Annotated in this window: 17 protein-coding genes; 10 read left to right on the top strand and 7 right to left on the bottom strand. The window is 69.8% G+C overall.

Features of this window, described 5'->3' with window-relative positions:
* Window positions 1-86 precede the first annotated feature (86 nt).
* Entirely contained in the window at window positions 87-1,289 is a 1,203-nt protein-coding gene (locus tag ACIRDU_RS04745) for an RNA-guided endonuclease InsQ/TnpB family protein (RefSeq protein ID WP_403574398.1), read from the top strand.
* Between the two features lie 35 nt (window positions 1,290-1,324).
* On the opposite strand, the gene ACIRDU_RS04740 is transcribed toward ACIRDU_RS04745, so the two are convergent.
* The 3 genes from ACIRDU_RS04740 to ACIRDU_RS04730 are packed head-to-tail and all read right to left on the bottom strand — an operon-like array spanning window position 1,325 to window position 4,455.
* Window positions 1,325-2,149 (bottom strand): carbohydrate ABC transporter permease, encoded by an 825-nt coding sequence (locus ACIRDU_RS04740; RefSeq protein WP_403574395.1) that lies wholly within the window; start codon window positions 2,147-2,149, stop codon window positions 1,325-1,327.
* Window positions 2,146-3,030, bottom strand: a complete 885-nt coding sequence (locus ACIRDU_RS04735; RefSeq protein ID WP_403574392.1) for a carbohydrate ABC transporter permease — start codon at window positions 3,028-3,030, stop codon at window positions 2,146-2,148. Before ACIRDU_RS04735 ends, ACIRDU_RS04740 begins: the two co-directional genes overlap by 4 nt.
* Window positions 3,031-3,033: 3 nt before the next feature.
* On the bottom strand, window positions 3,034-4,455 hold the full coding sequence (locus tag ACIRDU_RS04730; RefSeq protein WP_403574390.1) for an ABC transporter substrate-binding protein: 1,422 nt from the start codon (window positions 4,453-4,455) through the stop codon (window positions 3,034-3,036).
* A gap of 156 nt (window positions 4,456-4,611) precedes the next feature.
* On the opposite strand from ACIRDU_RS04730, the gene ACIRDU_RS04725 reads away from it, so the two are divergent.
* The 3 genes from ACIRDU_RS04725 to ACIRDU_RS04715 are packed head-to-tail and all read left to right on the top strand — an operon-like array spanning window position 4,612 to window position 7,493.
* Window positions 4,612-6,084: an FGGY-family carbohydrate kinase gene (locus tag ACIRDU_RS04725; RefSeq protein WP_403574387.1), complete on the top strand. Its 1,473-nt coding sequence runs from the start codon at window positions 4,612-4,614 to the stop codon at window positions 6,082-6,084.
* Window positions 6,081-6,704, top strand: a complete 624-nt coding sequence (locus tag ACIRDU_RS04720; protein ID WP_403574384.1) for a histidine phosphatase family protein — start codon at window positions 6,081-6,083, stop codon at window positions 6,702-6,704. Before ACIRDU_RS04725 ends, ACIRDU_RS04720 begins: the two co-directional genes overlap by 4 nt.
* A 12-nt stretch (window positions 6,705-6,716) precedes the next feature.
* Window positions 6,717-7,493: an SAM-dependent methyltransferase gene (locus ACIRDU_RS04715; RefSeq protein ID WP_403574381.1), complete on the top strand. Its 777-nt coding sequence runs from the start codon at window positions 6,717-6,719 to the stop codon at window positions 7,491-7,493.
* A 126-nt stretch (window positions 7,494-7,619) separates the two neighbouring features.
* On the opposite strand, the gene ACIRDU_RS04710 is transcribed toward ACIRDU_RS04715, so the two are convergent.
* On the bottom strand, window positions 7,620-8,267 hold the full coding sequence (locus tag ACIRDU_RS04710; RefSeq protein ID WP_033314232.1) for a superoxide dismutase: 648 nt from the start codon (window positions 8,265-8,267) through the stop codon (window positions 7,620-7,622).
* 151 nt (window positions 8,268-8,418) lie between these two features.
* On the opposite strand from ACIRDU_RS04710, the gene ACIRDU_RS04705 reads away from it, so the two are divergent.
* Window positions 8,419-8,838, top strand: a complete 420-nt coding sequence (locus ACIRDU_RS04705) for a hypothetical protein (RefSeq protein WP_403574378.1) — start codon at window positions 8,419-8,421, stop codon at window positions 8,836-8,838.
* Complete coding sequence (locus tag ACIRDU_RS04700; protein ID WP_403574375.1) at window positions 8,835-11,012, top strand: tetratricopeptide repeat protein; 2,178 nt, start codon at window positions 8,835-8,837, stop codon at window positions 11,010-11,012. Before ACIRDU_RS04705 ends, ACIRDU_RS04700 begins: the two co-directional genes overlap by 4 nt.
* On the opposite strand, the gene ACIRDU_RS04695 is transcribed toward ACIRDU_RS04700, so the two are convergent.
* Window positions 11,013-12,395, bottom strand: a complete 1,383-nt coding sequence (locus ACIRDU_RS04695) for an amino acid permease (protein WP_403574372.1) — start codon at window positions 12,393-12,395, stop codon at window positions 11,013-11,015.
* 483 nt (window positions 12,396-12,878) lie between these two features.
* On the opposite strand from ACIRDU_RS04695, the gene ACIRDU_RS04690 reads away from it, so the two are divergent.
* Window positions 12,879-13,460, top strand: coding sequence for a biotin transporter BioY (locus tag ACIRDU_RS04690; RefSeq protein ID WP_403574369.1), 582 nt, complete (start codon window positions 12,879-12,881; stop codon window positions 13,458-13,460).
* 85 nt (window positions 13,461-13,545) lie between these two features.
* Here ACIRDU_RS04690 and ACIRDU_RS04685 read toward each other — a convergent pair whose 3' ends face one another.
* Entirely contained in the window at window positions 13,546-14,271 is a 726-nt protein-coding gene (locus tag ACIRDU_RS04685) for a hypothetical protein (protein WP_403574366.1), read from the bottom strand.
* Window positions 14,272-14,468: 197 nt separating this feature from the next.
* Here ACIRDU_RS04685 and ACIRDU_RS04680 point away from each other — a divergent pair, with 197 nt between their 5' ends.
* A complete protein-coding gene (locus tag ACIRDU_RS04680) occupies window positions 14,469-16,385 on the top strand; it encodes a protein kinase (protein ID WP_403574362.1) in 1,917 nt (638 codons plus the stop codon).
* Window positions 16,386-16,476: 91 nt separating this feature from the next.
* Here the strand turns inward: ACIRDU_RS04680 and ACIRDU_RS04675 are convergent, their stop codons facing one another.
* Window positions 16,477-17,967, bottom strand: a complete 1,491-nt coding sequence (locus ACIRDU_RS04675) for an amino acid permease (RefSeq protein ID WP_403574359.1) — start codon at window positions 17,965-17,967, stop codon at window positions 16,477-16,479.
* Window positions 17,968-18,245: 278 nt separating this feature from the next.
* Here ACIRDU_RS04675 and ACIRDU_RS04670 point away from each other — a divergent pair, with 278 nt between their 5' ends.
* Together ACIRDU_RS04670 and ACIRDU_RS04665 are read left to right on the top strand one after the other, a co-directional pair.
* On the top strand, window positions 18,246-18,731 hold the full coding sequence (locus ACIRDU_RS04670) for a ribose-5-phosphate isomerase (RefSeq protein WP_403574356.1): 486 nt from the start codon (window positions 18,246-18,248) through the stop codon (window positions 18,729-18,731).
* Between the two features lie 304 nt (window positions 18,732-19,035).
* Window positions 19,036-19,845, top strand: coding sequence for an Fpg/Nei family DNA glycosylase (locus tag ACIRDU_RS04665; protein ID WP_403574353.1), 810 nt, complete (start codon window positions 19,036-19,038; stop codon window positions 19,843-19,845).
* Window positions 19,846-19,849 lie beyond the last annotated feature (4 nt).

Here is a 19,849-nt window from a genome sequence, read left to right as displayed (position 1 = left end):
ATGCCGTGAGGGCGGGACTTCACTCGTTCGTGTGGGTGTTCTGGCATTCGCAGAGAAGAGCGAATCCCGGGTCCTAGCTTGGTGCCATGACGACACTGAGGCGGGTCAACGAGGCGGGGCACGCCCGGTATACCTACCGGCTCCGTGTGTTGTCTTCTGCCCGCACTGCACTGTTGGCCGAGTGGGACCGGTGTCGGTGGATCTGGAATGAGTGCATTGCCCGGTCCAAGAAGGCCCACCGGGACGGCCAGAAGTGCGGCCCCGCGATGATGGACAAAATGCTGACCGAGGCCCGCGCTGTCACGCCCTGGTTGGCCGAGGGCTCCAGCGTGCCGCAGCAGCAGCTCATCCGCGACTTTGGCAAGGCCCGAGCCAAGGCGCTCAAGGACATCAAGGACCGGCTGCCGATGAGGCAGCGGGCAGGGATGCCCAGGTTCAAGAAGAAGCGCGAGGCAGAACCGACGCTGAACTACACGCGGCGCGGTTTCCGGCTGAAGGACGGCCGTCTGCACTTGGCCGGGAACATCGTCCTGACGGTGGTGTGGTCGCGGGACCTGCCCGCCGAGCCGTCCAGTGTGCGGGTGTATCGGGACAACGTCGGCCACTGGTACGCGTCGTTCGTCGTCCCCGCCGTAGTTGAACAGCTGCCGGAGACCGGCGCGGTGCTTGGTGTCGACTGGGGTGTGAGGGAGACCGCGACCACCACGTCCGACGCTCATGACCTCCCACACGCCGAGCACGGGAAGAAGAGCAGGGAAAGGCTGACCCGGTACGACCGGATGATGGCCCGCCGCAAGCCGAGGAAGGGGCAGGCTGCTTCCAAGGGCTATCGCCAAGCGAAAAAGCTGCGGGCGAAGGCGTACCAGAAAATCGCCCGGCAGCGGCAGGACACCGCGCGAAAATGGGCGAAGAAGGTGGTGCGCGATCACGATGCCATCGCCGTGGAGGACTTCCGGCCGAAGTTCCTCGCCAGGACCACCATGGCGCGCAAGGCGGCGGACGCCGCCATCGGCGCCACGAAGCAGGCTCTGATCGAGATGGGCCGCAAGCACGGGCGCGACGTCCGTCTCGTGCACCCCGCGCACACCACCATGGACTGCGCGTTGTGCGGAGCGAGAACCAAGCACGCACTTCCGCTGTCGGAACGCACCTACACCTGCACGGCGTGCGGAGCGGTCTCTCCAAGAGACAAGAATTCCGCTCGTGTGATGCTCATCCGGGCTGGTCTGAACCCGGCTGGTGCCGAGGGCGTAAGACCTCCTGGAGCGCTGCTCCAGGAGGCGGCCTGAGCCAGGAATCTTCCTTGGTTTGAGAGGGAGAGCAGTCAAGACTTCACCGCCCCGAACGACAGACCCCGCACCAGGTACCGCTGGATCGTCAGCGCCAGCAGCAGCGGCGGTACGACGGACACCAGCGCTGCGGCGGCCGTGAGGTTGTACTTGGGCCGGTCCCCGCCGAGGAACGACAGCGCGCCCACGGTCACCGTCTGGGCCTCGTTGGAGGTGAGGATCAGCGGGAAGACGAAGTTGTTCCAGGCGAAGATGAACGCCAGCAGCGACACGGCCGCGATGCCCGGCTTGACCAGCGGCAGGGCGACCTTGAAGAACGCCTGCTTGCGGGTGTAGCCGTCCAGCAGGGCGGCCTGCTCCAGTTCCGGCGTCAGATCGGCGAAGTAGGACCGCATGATCCACACGATCAGCGGCAGCGTGACGAGTTGCAGCACCCACACCATGCCGACGTACGTGTCGAACAGACCGAGCTTCTGATACAGCACGAACAGCGGGATGATCACGGTGAGTTCGGGCGCGAAGCGGAACGACAGCAGCGTGAACATCAGGTTCTCCGAGCCCTTGAACCGCCACCGCGCCGAGGCGTACGCGGCCGGCAGCCCCACCACCAGCGACAGCGCGACCGCCCCCACCGACACCACCAGGCTGTTGACGAAGAACCGCACGAACGGGATGCCCTCGCTGTCGCCGAGGACCGTGCGGTAGCCGTCGAGGGTGGGGGAGAAGGAGAAGTAGGTGGAGAAGAGCTGGTTCGTCGGCTTCAGGGAGAGGATCACCATCCAGGCGATCGGGAACAGCGCGAAGACGAAGTAGAGGACGAGGGCGGCGTCGCCCAGCCACCCCAGGACACGTTTCCTCATGTGGTGACCTCCGCGGCCTTCCGCTGGATCTTCCCCAGGTGCTTCACCAGCACCATCGCGGCCAGATACACCACGGCCCACAGCACGATCGTGTACGAGATCCCGAAGGAGTAGCGCTGGAAGCGGATGGCTTCCAGATACGCCCGGATCTGGAGGACGACGGTCGAGTCACCCGGTCCGCCCTCGGTCAGGGCGTAGATGATGTCGAACACCTTCAGCGAGTCCATGAACCGGAAGATCACCGCGACCAGGACGTACGGCCACAGCATCGGCAGGGTCAGCCGCCGGAAGGTGTACCACCACCCCGCGCCGTCCACGGCCGCCGCCTCGAACGGGGAGGTGGGCAGCGACCGCAAACCGGCCAGGGCGAGGATCGCCACGAACGGGGTGTACACCCACACGTCCACGGCGATCGACGACAGCAGCGCGCCCGTCGGGGTGTCGGTCCACTGCACGCCGCCCAGCCCGAAGGGCCGCAGCAGGTGGTTGACCACTCCCACCGACGGCTGGAGCATCAGCTTCCAGATGATCGCCGCGATGACCGGGGCGATCATCAGCGGCAAAATCAGGATCTTCTCCAGGAACCGGCCGATCAACGTCGAGCGGTGCAGCAGCAGGGCGACGGCCACGCCGAGCACCGTCTCGGTGAGCGCCGCCCCGACCGCGTACAGCACGGTCACCCACGCCGAGTTCCAGAACGCCTCCTGCGTGAAGACGGTCGTGTAGTTCTCGAACCGCACCATGTCCGGCTGCGGTTTGCTCGCCGAGAAGTCGAACAGCGTGTAGTACAGCCCGAGCCCGAAGGGGTACAGGATCCCGCACGTCAGCAGCAGCGCCGGGACGATCAGGAGGTACGGGCGCAGGGTGAGCCGCCACCCCATCGGCTAGCCCACCTTGCCGGCGAGGTCGTCCGCCAGCCCGTCCAGGACGGACTGCGCGTCCTTGCCGCCGTAGATCTCCTGGAGGGCCGCCGCCCAGCTGGTCGTCGCGTCGAAGAACTGGGCCTGCGGGGTGAACTGGATCTTCGTCTGGTCGACGACCGTCTCGAAGGTCTCCAGGAACCCCGGCAGATGCCGCATCTTGTCCTTGTAAGCGGCGTCGTCGGCGACCGACTTGCGCACCGGGTCGATGTGGTTGTGCGTGATCGCGCTCTTGCGCAGGTGCTCCTTGCCGGTCGCCCACTGCAGGAACAGCCAACTGGCGCTCTTCTTCTTGCTCTTGGCGTTCATGCCGAGCGACCAGATCCACATGTTGGTGGCGAGCGACCCGTCCGGCCCCTTCGGCCCGGGGTGGAAGGCGATCTTCCCGGAGGCGGGGCTGGCGCCCTTCACCGCCTGGAAGTAGGCGGCCGTGTCGGCGTCGAACAGCATCCCGGCCTTTTTCGCGCCCAGGTCGCTGGAACACTGGTACCAGGTGTACGACGTCCAGGACGGCGGCCCGCCCCGCTTGACCATGCCGGCCCAGTCCTCGGTGAAGGCGACGGCATCGGAGCTGTTCATGGCGGGGGTGAGCTTCCCGCCGTCGACCGTGAAGTCCGTCAGCCCGTTGCGGGCGTACATCGTCATGAAGCCGGGGTGGATGGTAGCCCAGCTCCTGGACCCGCGTACGGCGATCCCGTACATCCCGTCGAAGCCCGCGCCCGGCGCCTTCTGCTTGATGGTGCCGGCGAGTTCGGCCAGCTCGTCGAAGGACTCGGCCGGCTCCAGGCCCAGTTTCCGGAACACCTCGGTGTTGTAGGCGACGACGTTGGTCTCCCAGCCCCACGGCAGCGCGTACTGCCCGCCCTGGCCGAGCGGCGCGCCCGCCTTCAGCGACCACTGGTCGGCCTGGAGGAGGTTCGGGAAGAAGTCCGCCTGGTCCCATTCGGCGCCCGTCGCCGAGGAGTTGCGCATCCAGGGCCCGAGGTCCTCCAGCCAGCCCGGCGGCCCGTACTGCCACACCATGTACGCGCCGAGCATGAAGACGTCGTAGGAGGCGCGCCCGCTGGACAGGTCCACGGTGAGCTTGTCGAAGTAGTTGTCCTCGGGGAAGACGTCGTACTCGACCTCGATGCCGGTCTTCGCGGTGAACGACTTGAGGTCGGCGATGAGGGCGTCCGTGTACGGGTGCTTGTTGAGCAGCGCCTTGACGGTGGTGCCCTTCTCCCGCTTCCAGTCGAAGGAACCGGTGACGTCGTCCGCCGCGGACCCGTCGCTCTTGTCGTCGTTCCCGCCGAAACCGGCGCCGCAGGCGGTGAGCAGCGGGGCCGCCGCCGCACCGGCGGCGAGGGCGAGGAAGCGCCGGCGGTCGTGCACGTGCGTGTCCATCCGTACCTCCGCGTGGAGCCTGGTTAACACGTCGAGTCGACTCGTCAACAGAGGGTGGAACGGCTGAAGTTGGGCGTCAATCCCTCGCGCACGGGAAAATATCGGGGCACAGTGAGAAGTTCACAGATCCGGCTGCGACGGTGCGGGAGGTTCCGGATGGTGGACGAGGGTGCGGGCTGGCTGGGTGTCGACCTGGGCACGCAGAGCGTCCGCGTGCTGCTCGTCACCGCCGACGGCACGGTCCTCGGCAGCGGCTCGGCCCCGCTGACCGGGCGGCGGGACGGGGTGCGGCACGAGCAGGACCCGCTGCGCTGGTGGGCGGCGCTGTGCACGGCGTCCCGGACGGCCCTCGGCTCCGCGCCCCCGGGCCTGCCGGTCGGCGGACTCGCGGTGTGCGGCACGTCCGGCACCGTGCTGCTGACGGACGGCGCGGGCCGTCCGGTGAGCCCCGCCCTGATGTACGACGACGGGCGGGCGAAGGCGCAGGCGGCGCGGGCCCGGCGGGCGGGGCTCGCCGTCCAGGACACCTGGGCGCTGCCGAAGGCGCTGTGGCTGCTGCGGGAGTACGGCGGCACCTCGCTGCGCCTGACGCACCAGCCCGACCTGATCGTCTCCCGCCTCACGGGCGAGCCGCCCCCGGCCGATTCCAGCCATGCCCTGAAGACGGGCTACGACCTCGCGGGCGACCGCTGGCCGGAGGCCGCCCTGGCCGAACTGGGCGTGCCCGACGGCCTGTTCCCCGGCGTCGTCCGCCCGGGGACGCGCCTCGGCGAGGTCTGCCCGGCCGCCGCAGACGCCACCGGCATCCCCGCCGGCACCCCGGTGCTCGCCGGGATGACGGACGGCTGCGCGGCCCAGATCGCGTCGGGCGCGCTGCGGCCCGGCTCCTGGAACTCCGTGCTCGGCACCACGCTCGTGCTGAAGGGCGCCGCCCGCGACCCGGTCCGCGACCCCACCGGCGTCGTCTACAACCACCGTGCCCCGGACGGTACGTGGCTCCCCGGCGGGGCGTCGAGCGTCGGAGCCGGGGCACTCGCCGCCCACTTCCCGGATGCCGACCCGGCCGAGATGGACGCACCGGCCATGGCGTTCGAACCGTCGAGTGCGGTCGCCTACCCCCTCGTCTCGCCCGGGGAGCGGTTCCCGTTCCGGGCACCGGAGGCGACCCCGATCCTCCTGGGTGACCCCGCCGAGGACGCGGACCTGTGGGCCGCGCTGCTCCAGGGCGTGGGCTACGCCGAACGCCTGTGCCTGGACTACCTCCACCACCTCGGCGCCCCCCTCGACGGCCCGCTCACCTTCACGGGTGGCGGTGCGCGCAGTCCGTACTGGAACCAGCTGCGCGCCGACATCCTGGGCCGCCCGGCCCGCGTCCCCGAGCAGACGGAACCGGCCCTGGGCATGGCGGCACTGGCCGCGTACGGGGTGTCGGATGCCGGTGCGCTCGCGGACGTCGCCGAACGCATGGTCCGCGTCCGGACCGTCCTCGAACCCCGCCCCGGCCGCACGGCGGCCTTCGCCGAGCCGTACGCGCGTCTCGTCGACGCCCTGAGGGACCGCGGCTGGCTGCCCGGCCCGGTCGCCGCCCACGCGCACAGCCGGCTGAGCCGGGATACTTCCGGGTCATGAGTACGACCCTTCTGCTGGTCCGTCACGGACAGACCGTCTGGCACGCCGAGAACCGTTACGCCGGCATCAGCGACATCGACCTCACCGACACCGGCCGCGCCCAGGCCGAGGCCCTCGGCCGGTGGGCCGCCGCCCACCCCGTCGACGCGATCTGGACGTCCCCGCTGTCCCGCGCCGTCGCCACCGCCGAGCCCGCCTGCCGCGCCCTCGGGCTCACCTCACAGAGCGAACCCCACCTGCGGGAATGCGACTTCGGCGTGCTCGAGGGCCGTACGCTCGCCGAGTTCGAGGCCGAGGACCCGGAGTGGGCCGCGGCCTACCGGGCCGACCCGGTGGAGCACTCCTTCCCCGGGGCGGAGGACCCGCTGGCCGCGGCGGCCCGCGGAGTGCGCGCCCTGCGGGACATCGCCGCCGCCCACCCCGGCGAACGCGTCCTGGTCGTCGCCCACAACACCCTGCTGCGGCTGGTGCTGTGCACGCTGCTGTCCATCCCGGTGAGCGAGTACCGCAGGGTGCTCCCGCGGTTGCGGAACGCGGCGATCAGCGAACTGCGCATGAACGCCGACGGCTTCGCCGCACTCCTCTCACTCAATGTGCCGTGCGAGACGGAGGTGCCGTAGCAGTATGAGCACATGACGCAGATCGACACGTCGGTGCCGCACTCGGCCCGGATCTGGAACTACTGGCTGGGCGGCAAGGACAACTACCCGGTGGACGAGGCGGCCGGTGACGCGTACACCGCCGTCTTCCCCGGCATCGTCACCATCGCCCGCAGCAGCCGCGCCTTCCTCGGCCGCAGCATCCGCCACCTCGTCCAGGAGGCCGGGGTACGGCAGTTCCTCGACGTCGGCACCGGCCTGCCGACCGTCGACAACACCCACGAGGTCGCCCAGAACCTCGCCCCCGAGTCGCGGATCGTCTACGTCGACAACGACCCGCTGGTCCTCGCGCACGCCCGCGCCCTGCTCACCTCCACCCCCGAGGGCGCGACGGCGTACGAGCCCATCAGCCTCCACGAGCCCGAGGAGATCCTCGCGGCCGCCGGCCGGACCCTCGACCTCACCCGCCCCACGGCCCTGATCCTCAGCGGCATCCTGGGGCATGTGGCCGACTACGAGCAGGCCCGCGACCTGGTCCGCCGCCTCCTGACCGGTCTGTCCCCGGGCAGCTACCTCTCCCTCAACGAGGGCTCCCGCGGCACGGATCCGGCCTACGAGCAGGCCCAGGACGCCTACAACAAGACGGGCGCGGTGCCGTACTTCCTGCGGCCGGTCGAGCAGATCGAGGCGTTCTTCGAAGGCCTGGAGATGGTGGCGCCGGGCGTGGTCTCGGTGCCCCTGTGGCACCCCGAGCCGGGCGCCCCCACGGACCCGATCGGCCAGCACGGCGGCCTGGGCCGCAAGCCCTGACGGCACCCGGTCACGGGAGAGCCCCCGCGAGTCCTGTCCTCGCGGGGGCTTCCTTCTTTCCGCCTGCCGTTCGTGAAGGGTGAGAAGACGATCACGAGGCAGGACGACTCGGCGGCGGGGCCGCCGTCAGGGCGCCAGCAGCAGCACATCCGCCCGGGACTTGGCCGCCTCGTAGCGACGAGCCACGTCCTGCCAGTTGACGACCTGCCACATCGCCTCGATGAAGTCGACCTTCTGGTTGCGGTACTGGAGGTAGAAGGCGTGCTCCCAGGCGTCGAAGACGAGGATCGGGGTGGCGCCCTGGCCGACGTTGCCCTGGTGGTCGTAGACCTGCTCCACGATCAGCCGCCCGCTCAGCGGCTCGTAGGCGAGCACCCCCCAGCCCGAACCCTGCGTCGTGGCCGACGCCTTGGACAACTGCGCCTTGAAGTGCGCGAAGGACCCGAAGGACTCGGTGATCGCGTCCGCGAGCTCACCCACCCCGTCCTGCGCCAGCGGCTCGCCGCCGCCGTCCTTCGGACCGGTCATGTTCTGCCAGTAGATGCTGTGCAGGATGTGCCCGGAGAGGTGGAAGGCAAGGTTCTTCTCCAGCCCGTTGATCGACCCCCACGTCTCCTTGTCCCGCGCCTCCGCAAGCTGCTCCAGCGTGTCGTTGGCGCCCTTCACATAGGCGGCGTGGTGCTTGTCGTGATGCAGCTCGATGATCTCGGGGCTGATCACGGGGGCGAGTGCGGAGTAGTCGTAGGGCAGTTCAGGCAACGTGTAGACGGGCATGGGCGGGATCCCCTCCGGTGCGCTTATTGCAATGAGGTTGCAAGTACACGCTAACAGCAAGAGGGGTCATGGGCTGGGCAGACGCGCGGAACGGCGGTGCGCCTGGGGTGAGCGCGACCTACTATCGGTTCTCGTAGGGAAGGGGGCGGCCATGGGGCCCGAGATCGCCGAACTCGCCAGAACCGCGGGAACGACGATGGTGACGCTGATGGCCGGTCAGGCCTGGGAGTCGGCCCGCGAGGGCCTGGTCTCCCTCTGGCAGCGCTTCCAGCCGGACCGCGCGGAGGCCGTCGGCGGCGAACTGGAGGCGCCCCGCGAGGACCTCCTGCTCGCCCAGCAGACCGGTGACGCCGACACCGAGTCCGAACTCACCGCCGAGTGGCAGGCGAGGGTCCGTCGACTCCTGGTTGCCCGGCCCGAGGTGGCCGACGAACTGCGCCGGATCCTCGCTGAGTTGAGCCCCCAGGTCCCTGAGGCACACGCGGTGGCCGACATCCGTCTGCGTGCCGATGTCTCCGGCAGCGGCCGGGTCTACCAGGCCGGACGCGACCAGCACATCACCGAACGATGAGCGAACTCGGCGCCCGGGCCTCGGGTCACGGGCGGATCTTCCAGACCTCGGGCGATCAGTACATCGAGGAACACCACCACCACTACGACGCCGGCGGCCCGCTGTTCGGACGGGTGGTCTCCCCCTCCGCGGGAGGCGGACCGACCGCTCCCGACTCCGTGCGGATGCCGCTGGTCGGCCGGGCGCCGGGCATCCTGCGCAACCGTGAACAACTCCGCGAGACGCTCGGCGCGGCCGTCGCCGGACCCGGCGGTGAGGTCCACGTCGTGCACGGCATGGGCGGCTGCGGCAAGACCGCACTGGCGTACTGGCTCTTCAACGAGGCGGTACGCGAGCACGGGCGGGTGGGTTTCTGGGTCAACGCCTCCGAGCGGATGTCCCTGCGGGCCGGGATGCTGGCGGTGGCGGGGGACCGGGGCGCGGCCACGGGAGAGCTGGCGGCCGCGGCGGCGGGGCAGCGGGCCGCGGCGGACCTGGTCTGGCACTACCTCGACCACTCCACCGAGCCGTGGCTGCTCGTGCTCGACAACGCCGACGCCCCGAGCGTCCTGGAGGACGGGGCGTGGCTGCGGGTCGGCGGGCGGGGCACGGTGCTCGTCACGACGCGGCATGCGACGTCCGGGCTGTGGCGCATGCCGGGGGTGAGCCGGCATGCGCTGGGCGTTCTGCCGCTGGAGGATGCGGCACAGGTCCTGTGCGATCTCGCGCCGGAGGCGGGGGATGTGGAGTCGGCGCGTAAGGTCGCCGAGCGCTTGGGGCGACTTCCGCTCGCGCTCACCCTCGCAGGATCGCATCTCGCCCACCAACTCCTGGAGTCGTGGTCCATGGACGAGTACGACCGCAAGCTCGCCGAGGAGTCGACGGGCATCGTCGACCAGGGTGCTCCCGGATATGGAGGAGGCCAGTCCCGGCATCTGGTGGGCCGCACCTGGCAGCTGTCGTTGGACGCGCTCGCGGAGCAGGGGCTGCCTGAAGCGACGACCCTCCTGCGGCTCCTGTCGCTGCTGGCGGCGGATCCGGTACCCCTGCGTTTGCTGGCGGCCCTTAGGGCAGTCGAGGCCGAGGGGCTCGAACCGGCGCTTCCCGCAGGAAAGTTGGAGCCCGCGCTACGGGGACTGCTCGATCACTCGCTGGTCGAGCTGGTGGACGCCGACAGGGTGCGATGTGTGCGGGCGCACGGCGTGTTGCTGGACAGCGTGGCGGCGGGGACACCGCACGCTCAACGGCCGGCCCTCGCGGAAGTGGCGGCCGGACTGCTGGAGGCCGTGTCGCTCGAGCGTGGCGAATCGCCGGAGATCCAGCGTCTGCTCGCCCTGGTGGCACCGCACGCCGCTGCGCTGCTGACAGCGGCACCCGGGGAGCGCACCTCCGAGGTGGCGGTGCGCGTGGTTCGTGGAGTGTTCGATTCCGGGGACTTCGCGGGTGCTCTGGCCCTCGCGCCGGGCATCGCGGACAAGGTCGAGCAATACCTGGGTGAGCAGCACCCCGTGTCCATGGAGGCCCGCGACACGGAAGCCCGGGCGCTGTTCCGCATGGGCCAGTACATGGAGTCCGAGGCGTTGCACCGCCGCATTCTCGGGCACCGCGAACTCGTGCGGGGGCCCGATCACCTGGACACCCTGCGCAGCTGCTTCGGTCTCCAGGCCCCGCTCCACTTGCAGGGCCGGTACGAGGAGGCCGAGCACTATCTCCGCCGGGCCCTGGAAGGCCAGCGTCGCCTACTGGGGGAGGACTCGGCCGAGACGTTGAACACCTGGGTGATCCTCGCAGAAGTGCTGCCCGCGCTCGGCAAGGAACGCGAGTTCGAATCCGAGACCGAAGCCCTGCTGCGCACCTGTGAGCGAGCCTTGCCCCCGGACCACCTGACGACGGTGACCGCTCGGCACAACCGCGCGGAAGGCCTTCGGATCCTGGAACGGTACGAAGAGGCGGAACCCCTGGCTCGCCGGGTCTTGGCCGACCGGATCCGCCTCCAGGGCGCTGATCACCCCCTGGCACTCTCCGCCCTTTGCCTCATGGCGCGGGTCGCGCACGGCCTGGGAAAGCACGACGCCGCCGTGGCGGCGATCAAAGAGGTCATCGAGCGCCGCGAAAGGGTACTCGGCTCCGAGCACCCTTTCGTCGTGGACAACCGGGCCTGGCTCATGGAATGGCAGGCGGAAGCCCAGCGTTGATCAGCCCTTCGCGCGCGCCCGCTGCCACCCGTACCCCACCCCCGCCAGAACCAGGATCATCCCGCCCGTCGAGTACAGCTGCACCCGCGTGTCCGGCTCCCGGGCCATCAGGACGAAGACCGCGGCCATGCCGGCCAGGGCGGCCCAGGTCAGCCAGGGGAACGCCCACATGCGTACGGCCAGCTTGTCGGGTGCCTCGCGCTCCAGGCGGCGGCGCAGCCGCAGCTGTGAGACGGCGATGAAGATCCAGACGGCCAGGATCACCGCGCCGATCATGTTCAGCAGCCAGGCGAAGACGTCGTTCGGCCGCCAGTAGCTCAGCAGCACGCACAGGAACCCGAAGACGGAGGACGCCAGCACGGCGATCCGCGGCACCCCGCCCGAGACCCGGCCCAGCCCCTTCGGGCCCTGCCCGCGCTCCACCAGCGAGTAGGCGATGCGGGAGGCGCCGTAGATGTTGGCGTTCATCGCCGACAGCAGGGCGACCAGGACGACCACGTTCATCAGCTGGCCGGCACCCGGGATGCCGAGCTCGTCGAGGGCGGCGACGTACGGGCCCTTCTCCACAACGGCCTTGGAGTCCCACGGCACCAGAGTGACGATGACGGCCATCGACCCGATGTAGAACAGCGCGATGCGCCACATCGCCGTACGGACCGCGCTCGCGACGCCCTTGACGGGGTTCTCCGACTCGGCCGCCGCGATGGTGACCGTCTCCAGGCCGCCGTAGGCGAAGACCGAGGCGAGCAGGCCGATGACCAGGCCTTCACCGCCGTTCGGCAGGAAGTCCGTGAGGTGGCTCGCGCCCGGCGAGTCCGTGCCGGGCAGGACACCCATGATCGCCAGGACACCGAGCACCAGGAACAGCGTGATCGCGCCGACCTTCAGCGCCGCGAACCAGAACTCGAACTCGCCGAAGTTCTTCACGGCCGCGAGGTTCGTGCCGCAGAAGACGACCATGAACAGTGCCACCCACGCCCACTCCGGCGTGCCCGGCAGCCAGCCGCTGACGATCTTCGCGGCGCCGATGCCCTCCAGGCCGACGGCCGTGCAGAGCAGCACCCAGAAGGACCAGCCGGCGGTGAACCCGGCCCAGGGGCCGATCGCCCGCTCCGCGTGCGCCGAGAACGACCCCGACGACGGATACGCGGCCGACATCTCGCCGAGCATCCGCATCACCAGCATCACGAGGACACCGGAGAGGGCGTAGGCGACCACGATCGACGGACCGGCCGCGGCGATACCGGCGCCGGAGCCGACGAACAGACCGGCTCCGATCACCCCGCCGAGGGCGATCATCGAGAGGTGGCGCTGCTTCAGGCCAGGGGAGAGGGAGACACCGTCCGCGCTGGTCGGCGTCTCCGCGGTGGTACTGCTGGGCATGGGCGCGGCTCGTCCTGTGCGTGAGAGGCGTACGAGGGCAAAAACGCCGCCAGTCTCGGATGCCTCTCCGTGAGTACGGAGAGGCATCCCACCATGTGGACAGTCACGTCGCTCTGTGTGGCCGGGCGGCGACCGGCGTGTAGTGCGAGGCGTCGCCCTGGATGGCGGTTGTCGAACAGGGCGACCTGGCTCGGCGACCAGCGGTGGGCGACGGGCGGCCGTGCCCAGACGGCTACCGACGGGCGAGACGGCGGACGCGGCCCTTTGGTGGAAACCTACAGACGGCCCTCGATCCGACCCCCGTGTCACGCACCATCCCACCACCGTGACCGGCATCACGCCGTCCTCGGTGTAACCGGCACCCTTTGTTCGGAGTCGACCAACCGCCGGACCACGCCTTTGTCGAGCGCTGACGGTGATCGGGACGAGGGCGCTGGGATAGCGTCACGGTGTCCCACCGGCCCTCACCTCCGCGGAGTCCCCATGAGCACCGCTGCCGCCACACCCGCCCGCACCGGACAGGTCCTCGCCGACCTGCTCCCCGCCTCCCGTGTCCGGGACGCGGCCCTCGTGCTCGGCGGCGCCGCGCTCACCGGCCTCGCCGCCCAGATCTCCGTGCCCGTTCCGGGCTCCCCGGTGCCGGTGACCGGACAGACCTTCGCCGCGCTGCTCGTCGGCACGTCCCTCGGTGCCGGCCGCGGCTTCCTCGCGCTGGCGCTGTACGCCCTCGCGGGCATCGCCGGTGTGCCGTGGTTCGCCGGCGCCTCCTCCGGTGTCGCCCCCTCCTTCGGCTACATCCTCGGCATGATCCTCGCCTCCACCGTCGTCGGCGCCCTGGCCCGCCGCGGCGCCGACCGCTCGATGCTGCGCATGGCGGGCACGATGCTGGTGGGCGAGGCGATCATCTACGCCATCGGCGTGCCCTACCTGGCCCTCGCCACCGGCATGTCCGCCACCGCCGCCATCGCGGCCGGCCTCACGCCGTTCCTCATCGGCGACGCGCTGAAGGCGGCGCTGGCGATGGGCGCACTGCCGACCGCCTGGAAGTTCGCGAACAAGAGCTGACCTCAGCCATGACCGAGAGGCCCGCCGGGACACGATGTCCCCGGCGGGCCTCTCTGCGTGCTCAACGGCGCGACAGGGGGCCGATTCAGCCCTGCTGAGCCCCCGGCCGCCGCCGCTGCGACCACCACATTCCGGCCACACCCGCCGCGAGCAACGACGCACCGGCCGCGCCCAGCGGCAGCAGATCACGGGCCGGACCGGTCTTCGGCAGCTCCTTGCCGCCCGGGCCCGCAGGCTCGTTGTCGGTGCCGAGGAGCAGCGGCGTGGCGGGGGCGTCCGGTGACGGGTTGCTCGTGCCGAACGGCACCGGGCCCTGCTGCCAGAAGGTCTTCTTCCCGTCGCCCGTCTGCACCGGCAGGCAGATCTTCCCGGTCTTGCCGAGGTCGAACGTCGCATCAACGGCGTACGACTTCGACTTACCGGCCGCGAGATTGTCGATCGGGCATGCGAATCCGCTGTTCGAGCCCTCCGGAAGTCCGTTCTCGGGTATCGCCGAACATCCCTCGACACCCTTGACGACAAGCCCGTCGAAACCGACGACCAACAGCCTGATCTTCCCGCTGTCCTTACTCCCCTCGTTCTTCACCGTGGCGGTAATCGCCGTCTTTTCCGAACCGTTGTCGACCGAGATCTTCCCGGGCAGCAGCGTGGTGAGCTCCACCCCCGCCGGTGCCTCGTCGACCGCCTTTCCCCCCTTGCTGCTCGGCGGTCCCCCGTCCTCCGCGCCGGCCGTGCCGGAAAGGATCATCACCGCCGAGAAAGATGCCATGACCAGCGATCCCGCGATCGCCGTCGTACGACGAGAACTCATGTTCGGCCCCCCTTGCGTCCCCCTGGGCTGCGCCTGAATTCGCAGCACTGAAAGAGGTACCACAAGATTTCACCGCACTATCCTGGTGCGGCACGAAGTGTGACCGTCGTGTTTCACTGGAGTCGGTCGCGGCGTCGTGGAGGGGGTGCAGCGGATTGCCGGGGAATGCGAACAGCGGCGGTGTCCCAGGGATATTGGTGACGGGACGTTATCGGTTGGTCGAAAGTATCGGCCAGGGGGGAATGGGGCGGGTGTGGCGAGCCGCCGACGAAATACTCGACCGGCAGGTCGCCGTCAAGGAAATGCGGATCGACGGTCTCGACGCGGAGGACAGCAGGACCCGCCGCGAGCGCACCCTGCGCGAAGCCAGGGCCACGGCCCGCATCGACCATCCCAACGTCGTACGGATCTACGACGTGGTCGACGAGGGCGAACGCCTGTGGATCGTCATGGAGTTGGTGGCGGGCAGCTCCCTCGAACGGATCCTCGCCGAGACAGGCCCCCTGAGCCCCGGCGAGACGGCCCGCGTCGGCCTCGGTCTGGTCGCGGCACTACGGCAAGTGCACGAACGGGGCGTACTGCACCGCGACATCAAGCCCGGAAACGTGCTGGTGGAACACGCGGACGGGATGGCCGGATCCGCACGTGGCAACGGCAACGGTTCCGGCCAGGGACGGCGGGTCGTCCTCACCGACTTCGGTATTGCCGCGATCCAGGACGCGAAGGCGCTCACGATGGTCGGCATGCTGGTCGGCTCGCCCGACTACATGGCCCCCGAGCGCATCTCCGGCCGCCCGCAGGGCCCACCGTCCGACATCTGGTCCCTCGGCGCGACCCTCTGCGCGGCCCTCGGCGGCCGCTCCCCGTTCGCCCGCGACACCACGCTCGCGACCCTGCACGCGGTTTTGTACGAGGAGCCAAAACTCCCCGCCACGGCCGGCTCGTTGCGGAACATCCTGACCTCCCTGCTGGCCAAGGAACCCTCGTCCCGCCCGGACCTGGAGGCTCTGGAAGCGGCGCTGGAACCCGTGGCGTTCCCGGCTCCGACACCGACGGTCTCGGTGGGACCGCGGGACCCGGCAACGGAACCGGAAAGGGAGTCACGGCCGGAGTCTGTGGCGGACGAGGAGTCCGCACCGAGGCCGGCGCCGGAGTCGGCCCCTGATCTGGAACCCACCCTCGGTAGGCGACAACCAGCCCCGGAGCCGCAGTCGCGGACATCTACCCCCGCACTTCCACGGCAATCACCCGCCCCCGACCACCTCCCGGCGGCCCGGGACCCCCGCCGACCCGCCCCTGTCCCGGACCCGCACCATCACCCCTCACACACCACACCCACCGAAACGTCCGGGCAGGCCCAAGGCCTCGTGTCCCTCGCCCGCGCACAGGCGGAGACCGAGCGCCGTCCCCACCCCACCCCCGTGCCGATGCCGCCGGGTGAACTCCCCGGCCCGGCCGTCCCGGCCGCACCCCGTCCCCGTACCGGCGTGGGCCGCCGCCGTACGGTGCTCACCGCCGTGGCAGCCACCCTTGCCACCGCCGGCACGGTCGCAGGAATCCTGCTGGCGACCTCGTCAGGCTCACCGGGCGGTGACGACTCTCCCCGCGCAGGGCCCTCGGCGTCCGCACCGGCCACCACCGGCGGCCCCACCCCCTCACCCACCGTCGAGGGCACCACCAGGCCGCAGACCCTGCCGCCGGGGACGCACCGGGAGGCCGGTGGGTTCGCCTGGGCGACACCCGAGGGCTGGCGGCGGGATCTGAAGACGGGCGCGGAAGTGCATTACACCTCCCCGGACGGCTCCCAGGAGCTGGTCGGCAAGTCCTCCCTGGCCCGCGGCGACCTGCTGGAGACCTGGCAGACCTCGGAGCGCAACGCCCACCAGGGCCAGGACTACCGCAAGATCCGTCTGGAGGAGACCACGTTCCGCGGCCACCCGGCGGTGGTCTGGGAGTACACGTTCACGCTGAAGGGAGTGCACTGGCACGCCCGTCTGCTCGGCTTCACCGTGACCGGCAAGTCGTACCAGGTCAACACGTGGTACGACGACGCGACCGGACAGGAGGCACTCGCCACCTACGAGAAGGTCAAGGACAGTTTCACGGTGCTGTAGGCAAACGGAACGGGGGCCCGTGGTGCGTGCAGCCGGGCGGCGGCACGCACCACGGGCCCCCGTTCACGACGAACGGTGAGCGGCCAAAGGATCAGCCGGCCGAAACCTCGCTCCGCTCCTCACCCTGGACCTGCGGGGCGTCGGCGGCCGGCCGGCCCCCGCGGACCTTGTGCTTGACGAAGGCGATGACGAGCACCACCGCCGCGACGAGCAGCGACAGCAGGATGGTCTGGCGCCCGTCGTGCTCGGTGTCGGTGAGCATGTAGCCGAGGATGAACACGATCAGCCCGGCGGTCGCCCAGGTCAGGTACGGGTACAGCCACATCTTCACCACGAGCTTCTCGGGCGCCTCGGCCTTGATGATCTTCCGCATGCGCAGCTGGGAGAAACAGATCACCAGCCACACGAACAGGGCGACCGCGCCGCTGGAGTTCACGAGGAAGAGGAAGACGGAGTCCGGGAACTTGTAGTTGAAGAAGACCGCGACGAAACCGAAGGCGACGGACGCGAGGATCGCCGTGCGCGGCACGCCGTTGGAGGTCGTGCGGGCGAAGGCCTTCGGCGCGTCGCCGCGCTGGCCGAGGGAGAAGGCCATGCGGGAGGCGGTGTAGAGGCCGGAGTTGAGGCAGGACAGCACCGAGGTCAGCACGATGAAGTTCATGATCTGACCGGCGTGCGCGATACCGAGGGAGTCGAGCGCGGCGACGTAGGAGCCGTCCTTGGTGATGGACTTGCTGTCCCACGGAAGCAGGCACACGACGACCGCGATCGAGCCGAGGTAGAACACGGCGACACGCCAGATGATGCTGTTGGTGGCCTTGGTGACGGCCTGCCGCGGGTTCTCGGACTCACCGGCGGCCAGGGTGGCGATCTCGCTGCCCATGAAGGAGAACACGACGAGCAGCACGCCGGTGAGGATGGCGCCTGCCCCGTTGGGCAGGAAGCCGCCGTGCTCGGTCAGGTTGCTCAGCCCCGCCTGCTCGCTGTCCACGCCGGGCAGCAGCCCGAAGACGGCCAGTCCGCCGATGACGATGAACGCGGCGATCGCGACGACCTTGATGCCGGCGAACCAGAACTCGAACTCGCCATAGGAGCCGACGGAGACGAGGTTGGTGGCGGTCAGCACCAGCATCACGATCAGGGCCCAGCCCCATTGCGGCACGGCCGGTATCCAGCCCTCGAGGATCACCGCACCGGCGGTCGCCTCGACGGCCAGCACGACCACCCAGAAGAACCAGTACAGCCAGCCGATGGAGAAACCGGCCCAGGGCCCGAGCGCCCGGTCGGCGTGCGCGGAGAAGGAACCCGAGGTCGGGTTGGCGGCCGACATCTCACCGAGCATCCGCATCACCAGCACCACGAGCGTGCCGACGAGGGCGTACGACAGCAGGATGCCGGGTCCGGCGGTGGCGATACCGGAGCTGGACCCCACGAAGAGTCCGGCGCCGATGACACCGCCGATGGCGATCATCGAAAGATGCCGGTTCTTGAGCCCGGCCTGCAGCCCGGAGCCCTGGGCTCCGGGTTCTCCGGGCCCTCCGGGGTCGTTTCCGGCCTTGTTCATGGTCGGCTGCGAGGTCATGGAACGGATTTCCTTTGCGCCGGGGAGCTGTACTTCCGTACGAAACGCCCGAGCCGTACGAACGGGGTGTTTCGCGGCATGGCGGTGTACGGGGAGCTCGTACGAGCGGTGTACGAGCCGGTCCAGTGAATCGGAGGCGAACGTATAGGAGAACCTTTGAATCCAGATTGTTACTTGAGGTTTTCCTGAGGTTCAGTAATGCGGCTCACATTTGCCTCGGGTTTTCATGAGCGCCACCCCGCGCGCCTTCCCCGAAACACCCATGTCACACTCGTCCCATGCGCGTGTACCTCGGCTCGGACCATGCGGGCTACGAACTCAAGAACCACCTCGTCGAGTGGCTGAAGGCGGCGGGTCACGACCCCGTCGACTGCGGCCCGCACATCTACGACGCCCAGGACGACTACCCGCCCTTCTGCCTCCGGGCGGCGGAGCGCACGGCCGCGGACCCCGACGCCCTCGGCGTCGTCATCGGCGGCTCGGGCAACGGCGAGCAGATCGCCGCGAACAAGGTCAAGGGCGTCCGCGCGGCCCTCGCCTGGAGCGAGGAGACGGCGTCCTTGGGCCGTCAGCACAACAACGCGAACGTCGTCGCGGTGGGCGCGCGCATGCACTCGCAGGACGAGGCGACGAAGTTCGTGGAAACCTTCCTCAACACCCCGTTCTCCGGTGACGAACGTCACATTCGCCGCATCGACATGCTGGCCGACTACGAAACGACCGGCGACCTGCCCCCGATCCCCCCGCACCACCCGCAGCAGTAACCGCCCCACAGGCGCCCTGACCGCGACGGACTCCGCTCCACGCCGCATATCGCGTGGCCCGGAGTCCCCGTCCACGGCGGGGCGGGACACTGCGGGGGGGGCAGGAGCGGAGGCCCGCGAGGGGTGCAGGGGACGCAGTCCCCGCCGGGGTTCGGGGGCGGAGCCCCGAGGTCTTTCGACCTCAGCCTCGGAGCCGATTCGGGTGGGTGGGTGGGCCAGGCTTGAGGGCGTTCGGCCCCGGCGTGCTGAGCGGACATCGACCCGTGCCCGCGTCAAGGCAAGGGCAACGATCACAGGGAGAACCGTGCCGGAAGGCCACACCATCCACCGCCTGGCCCAGGACTACGGCACCGCCTTCCTCGGCACAACGCCCCGCGCCACCAGCCCCCAGGGCAAGTTCACAGCCGCCGCCACCCTCCTCGCCGGCACGGAACTGACCCACACGGAAGCCCACGGCAAACACCTCTTCCTCGGCTTCCGCGACACCGACTGGGTCCACATCCACCTCGGCCTCTTCGGCAAGGTCACCTTCGGTCCCGCCCCCGCACCGCCACCCACCGACACCGTCCGCCTCCGCCTGGCGAACGAAAAGACCTACGTGGACCTCCGAGGCCCCACCACCTGCGCCCTGATCACACCCCCGGAGAAGCAGGCGATACACGACCGCCTGGGCCCCGACCCGCTCCGCGACGACGCCGACCCGGACACCGCCTACCGCCGCATCACCCGCAGCCGTACGACGATCGCCGCCCTCCTCATGGACCAGAAGGTCATCGCCGGCGTCGGAAACGTCTACCGCGCGGAGGTCCTCTTCCGGCACCGCATCGACCCGTACCGCGCCGGCCAGGACATCACCCCCACCGAGTGGCACGCGATCTGGAGCGACCTCGTCGACCTCATGCGCGAGGGCGTCCGCAACAACCGCATCGACACCGTCCGCCCGGAACACACCCCGGAGGCGATGGGCCGCCCGCCCCGCGTGGACGACCACGGCGGCGAGGTGTACGTCTACCGCAGGGCCAACCTGCCCTGCCACATCTGTGGCGGCGAGATCCGCACCGCCGACCTCGCCGCCCGCAACCTCTTCTGGTGCCCGGCCTGCCAACGCCCCTGAAACC

The sequence above is a fragment of the Streptomyces sp. NPDC093598 genome, from assembly GCF_044764825.1.
GTDB lineage: Bacteria > Actinomycetota > Actinomycetes > Streptomycetales > Streptomycetaceae > Streptomyces.
The sequence above is the reverse complement of the archived record's forward strand: the minus strand, read 5'-3'. Positions and strand labels throughout refer to the sequence as shown.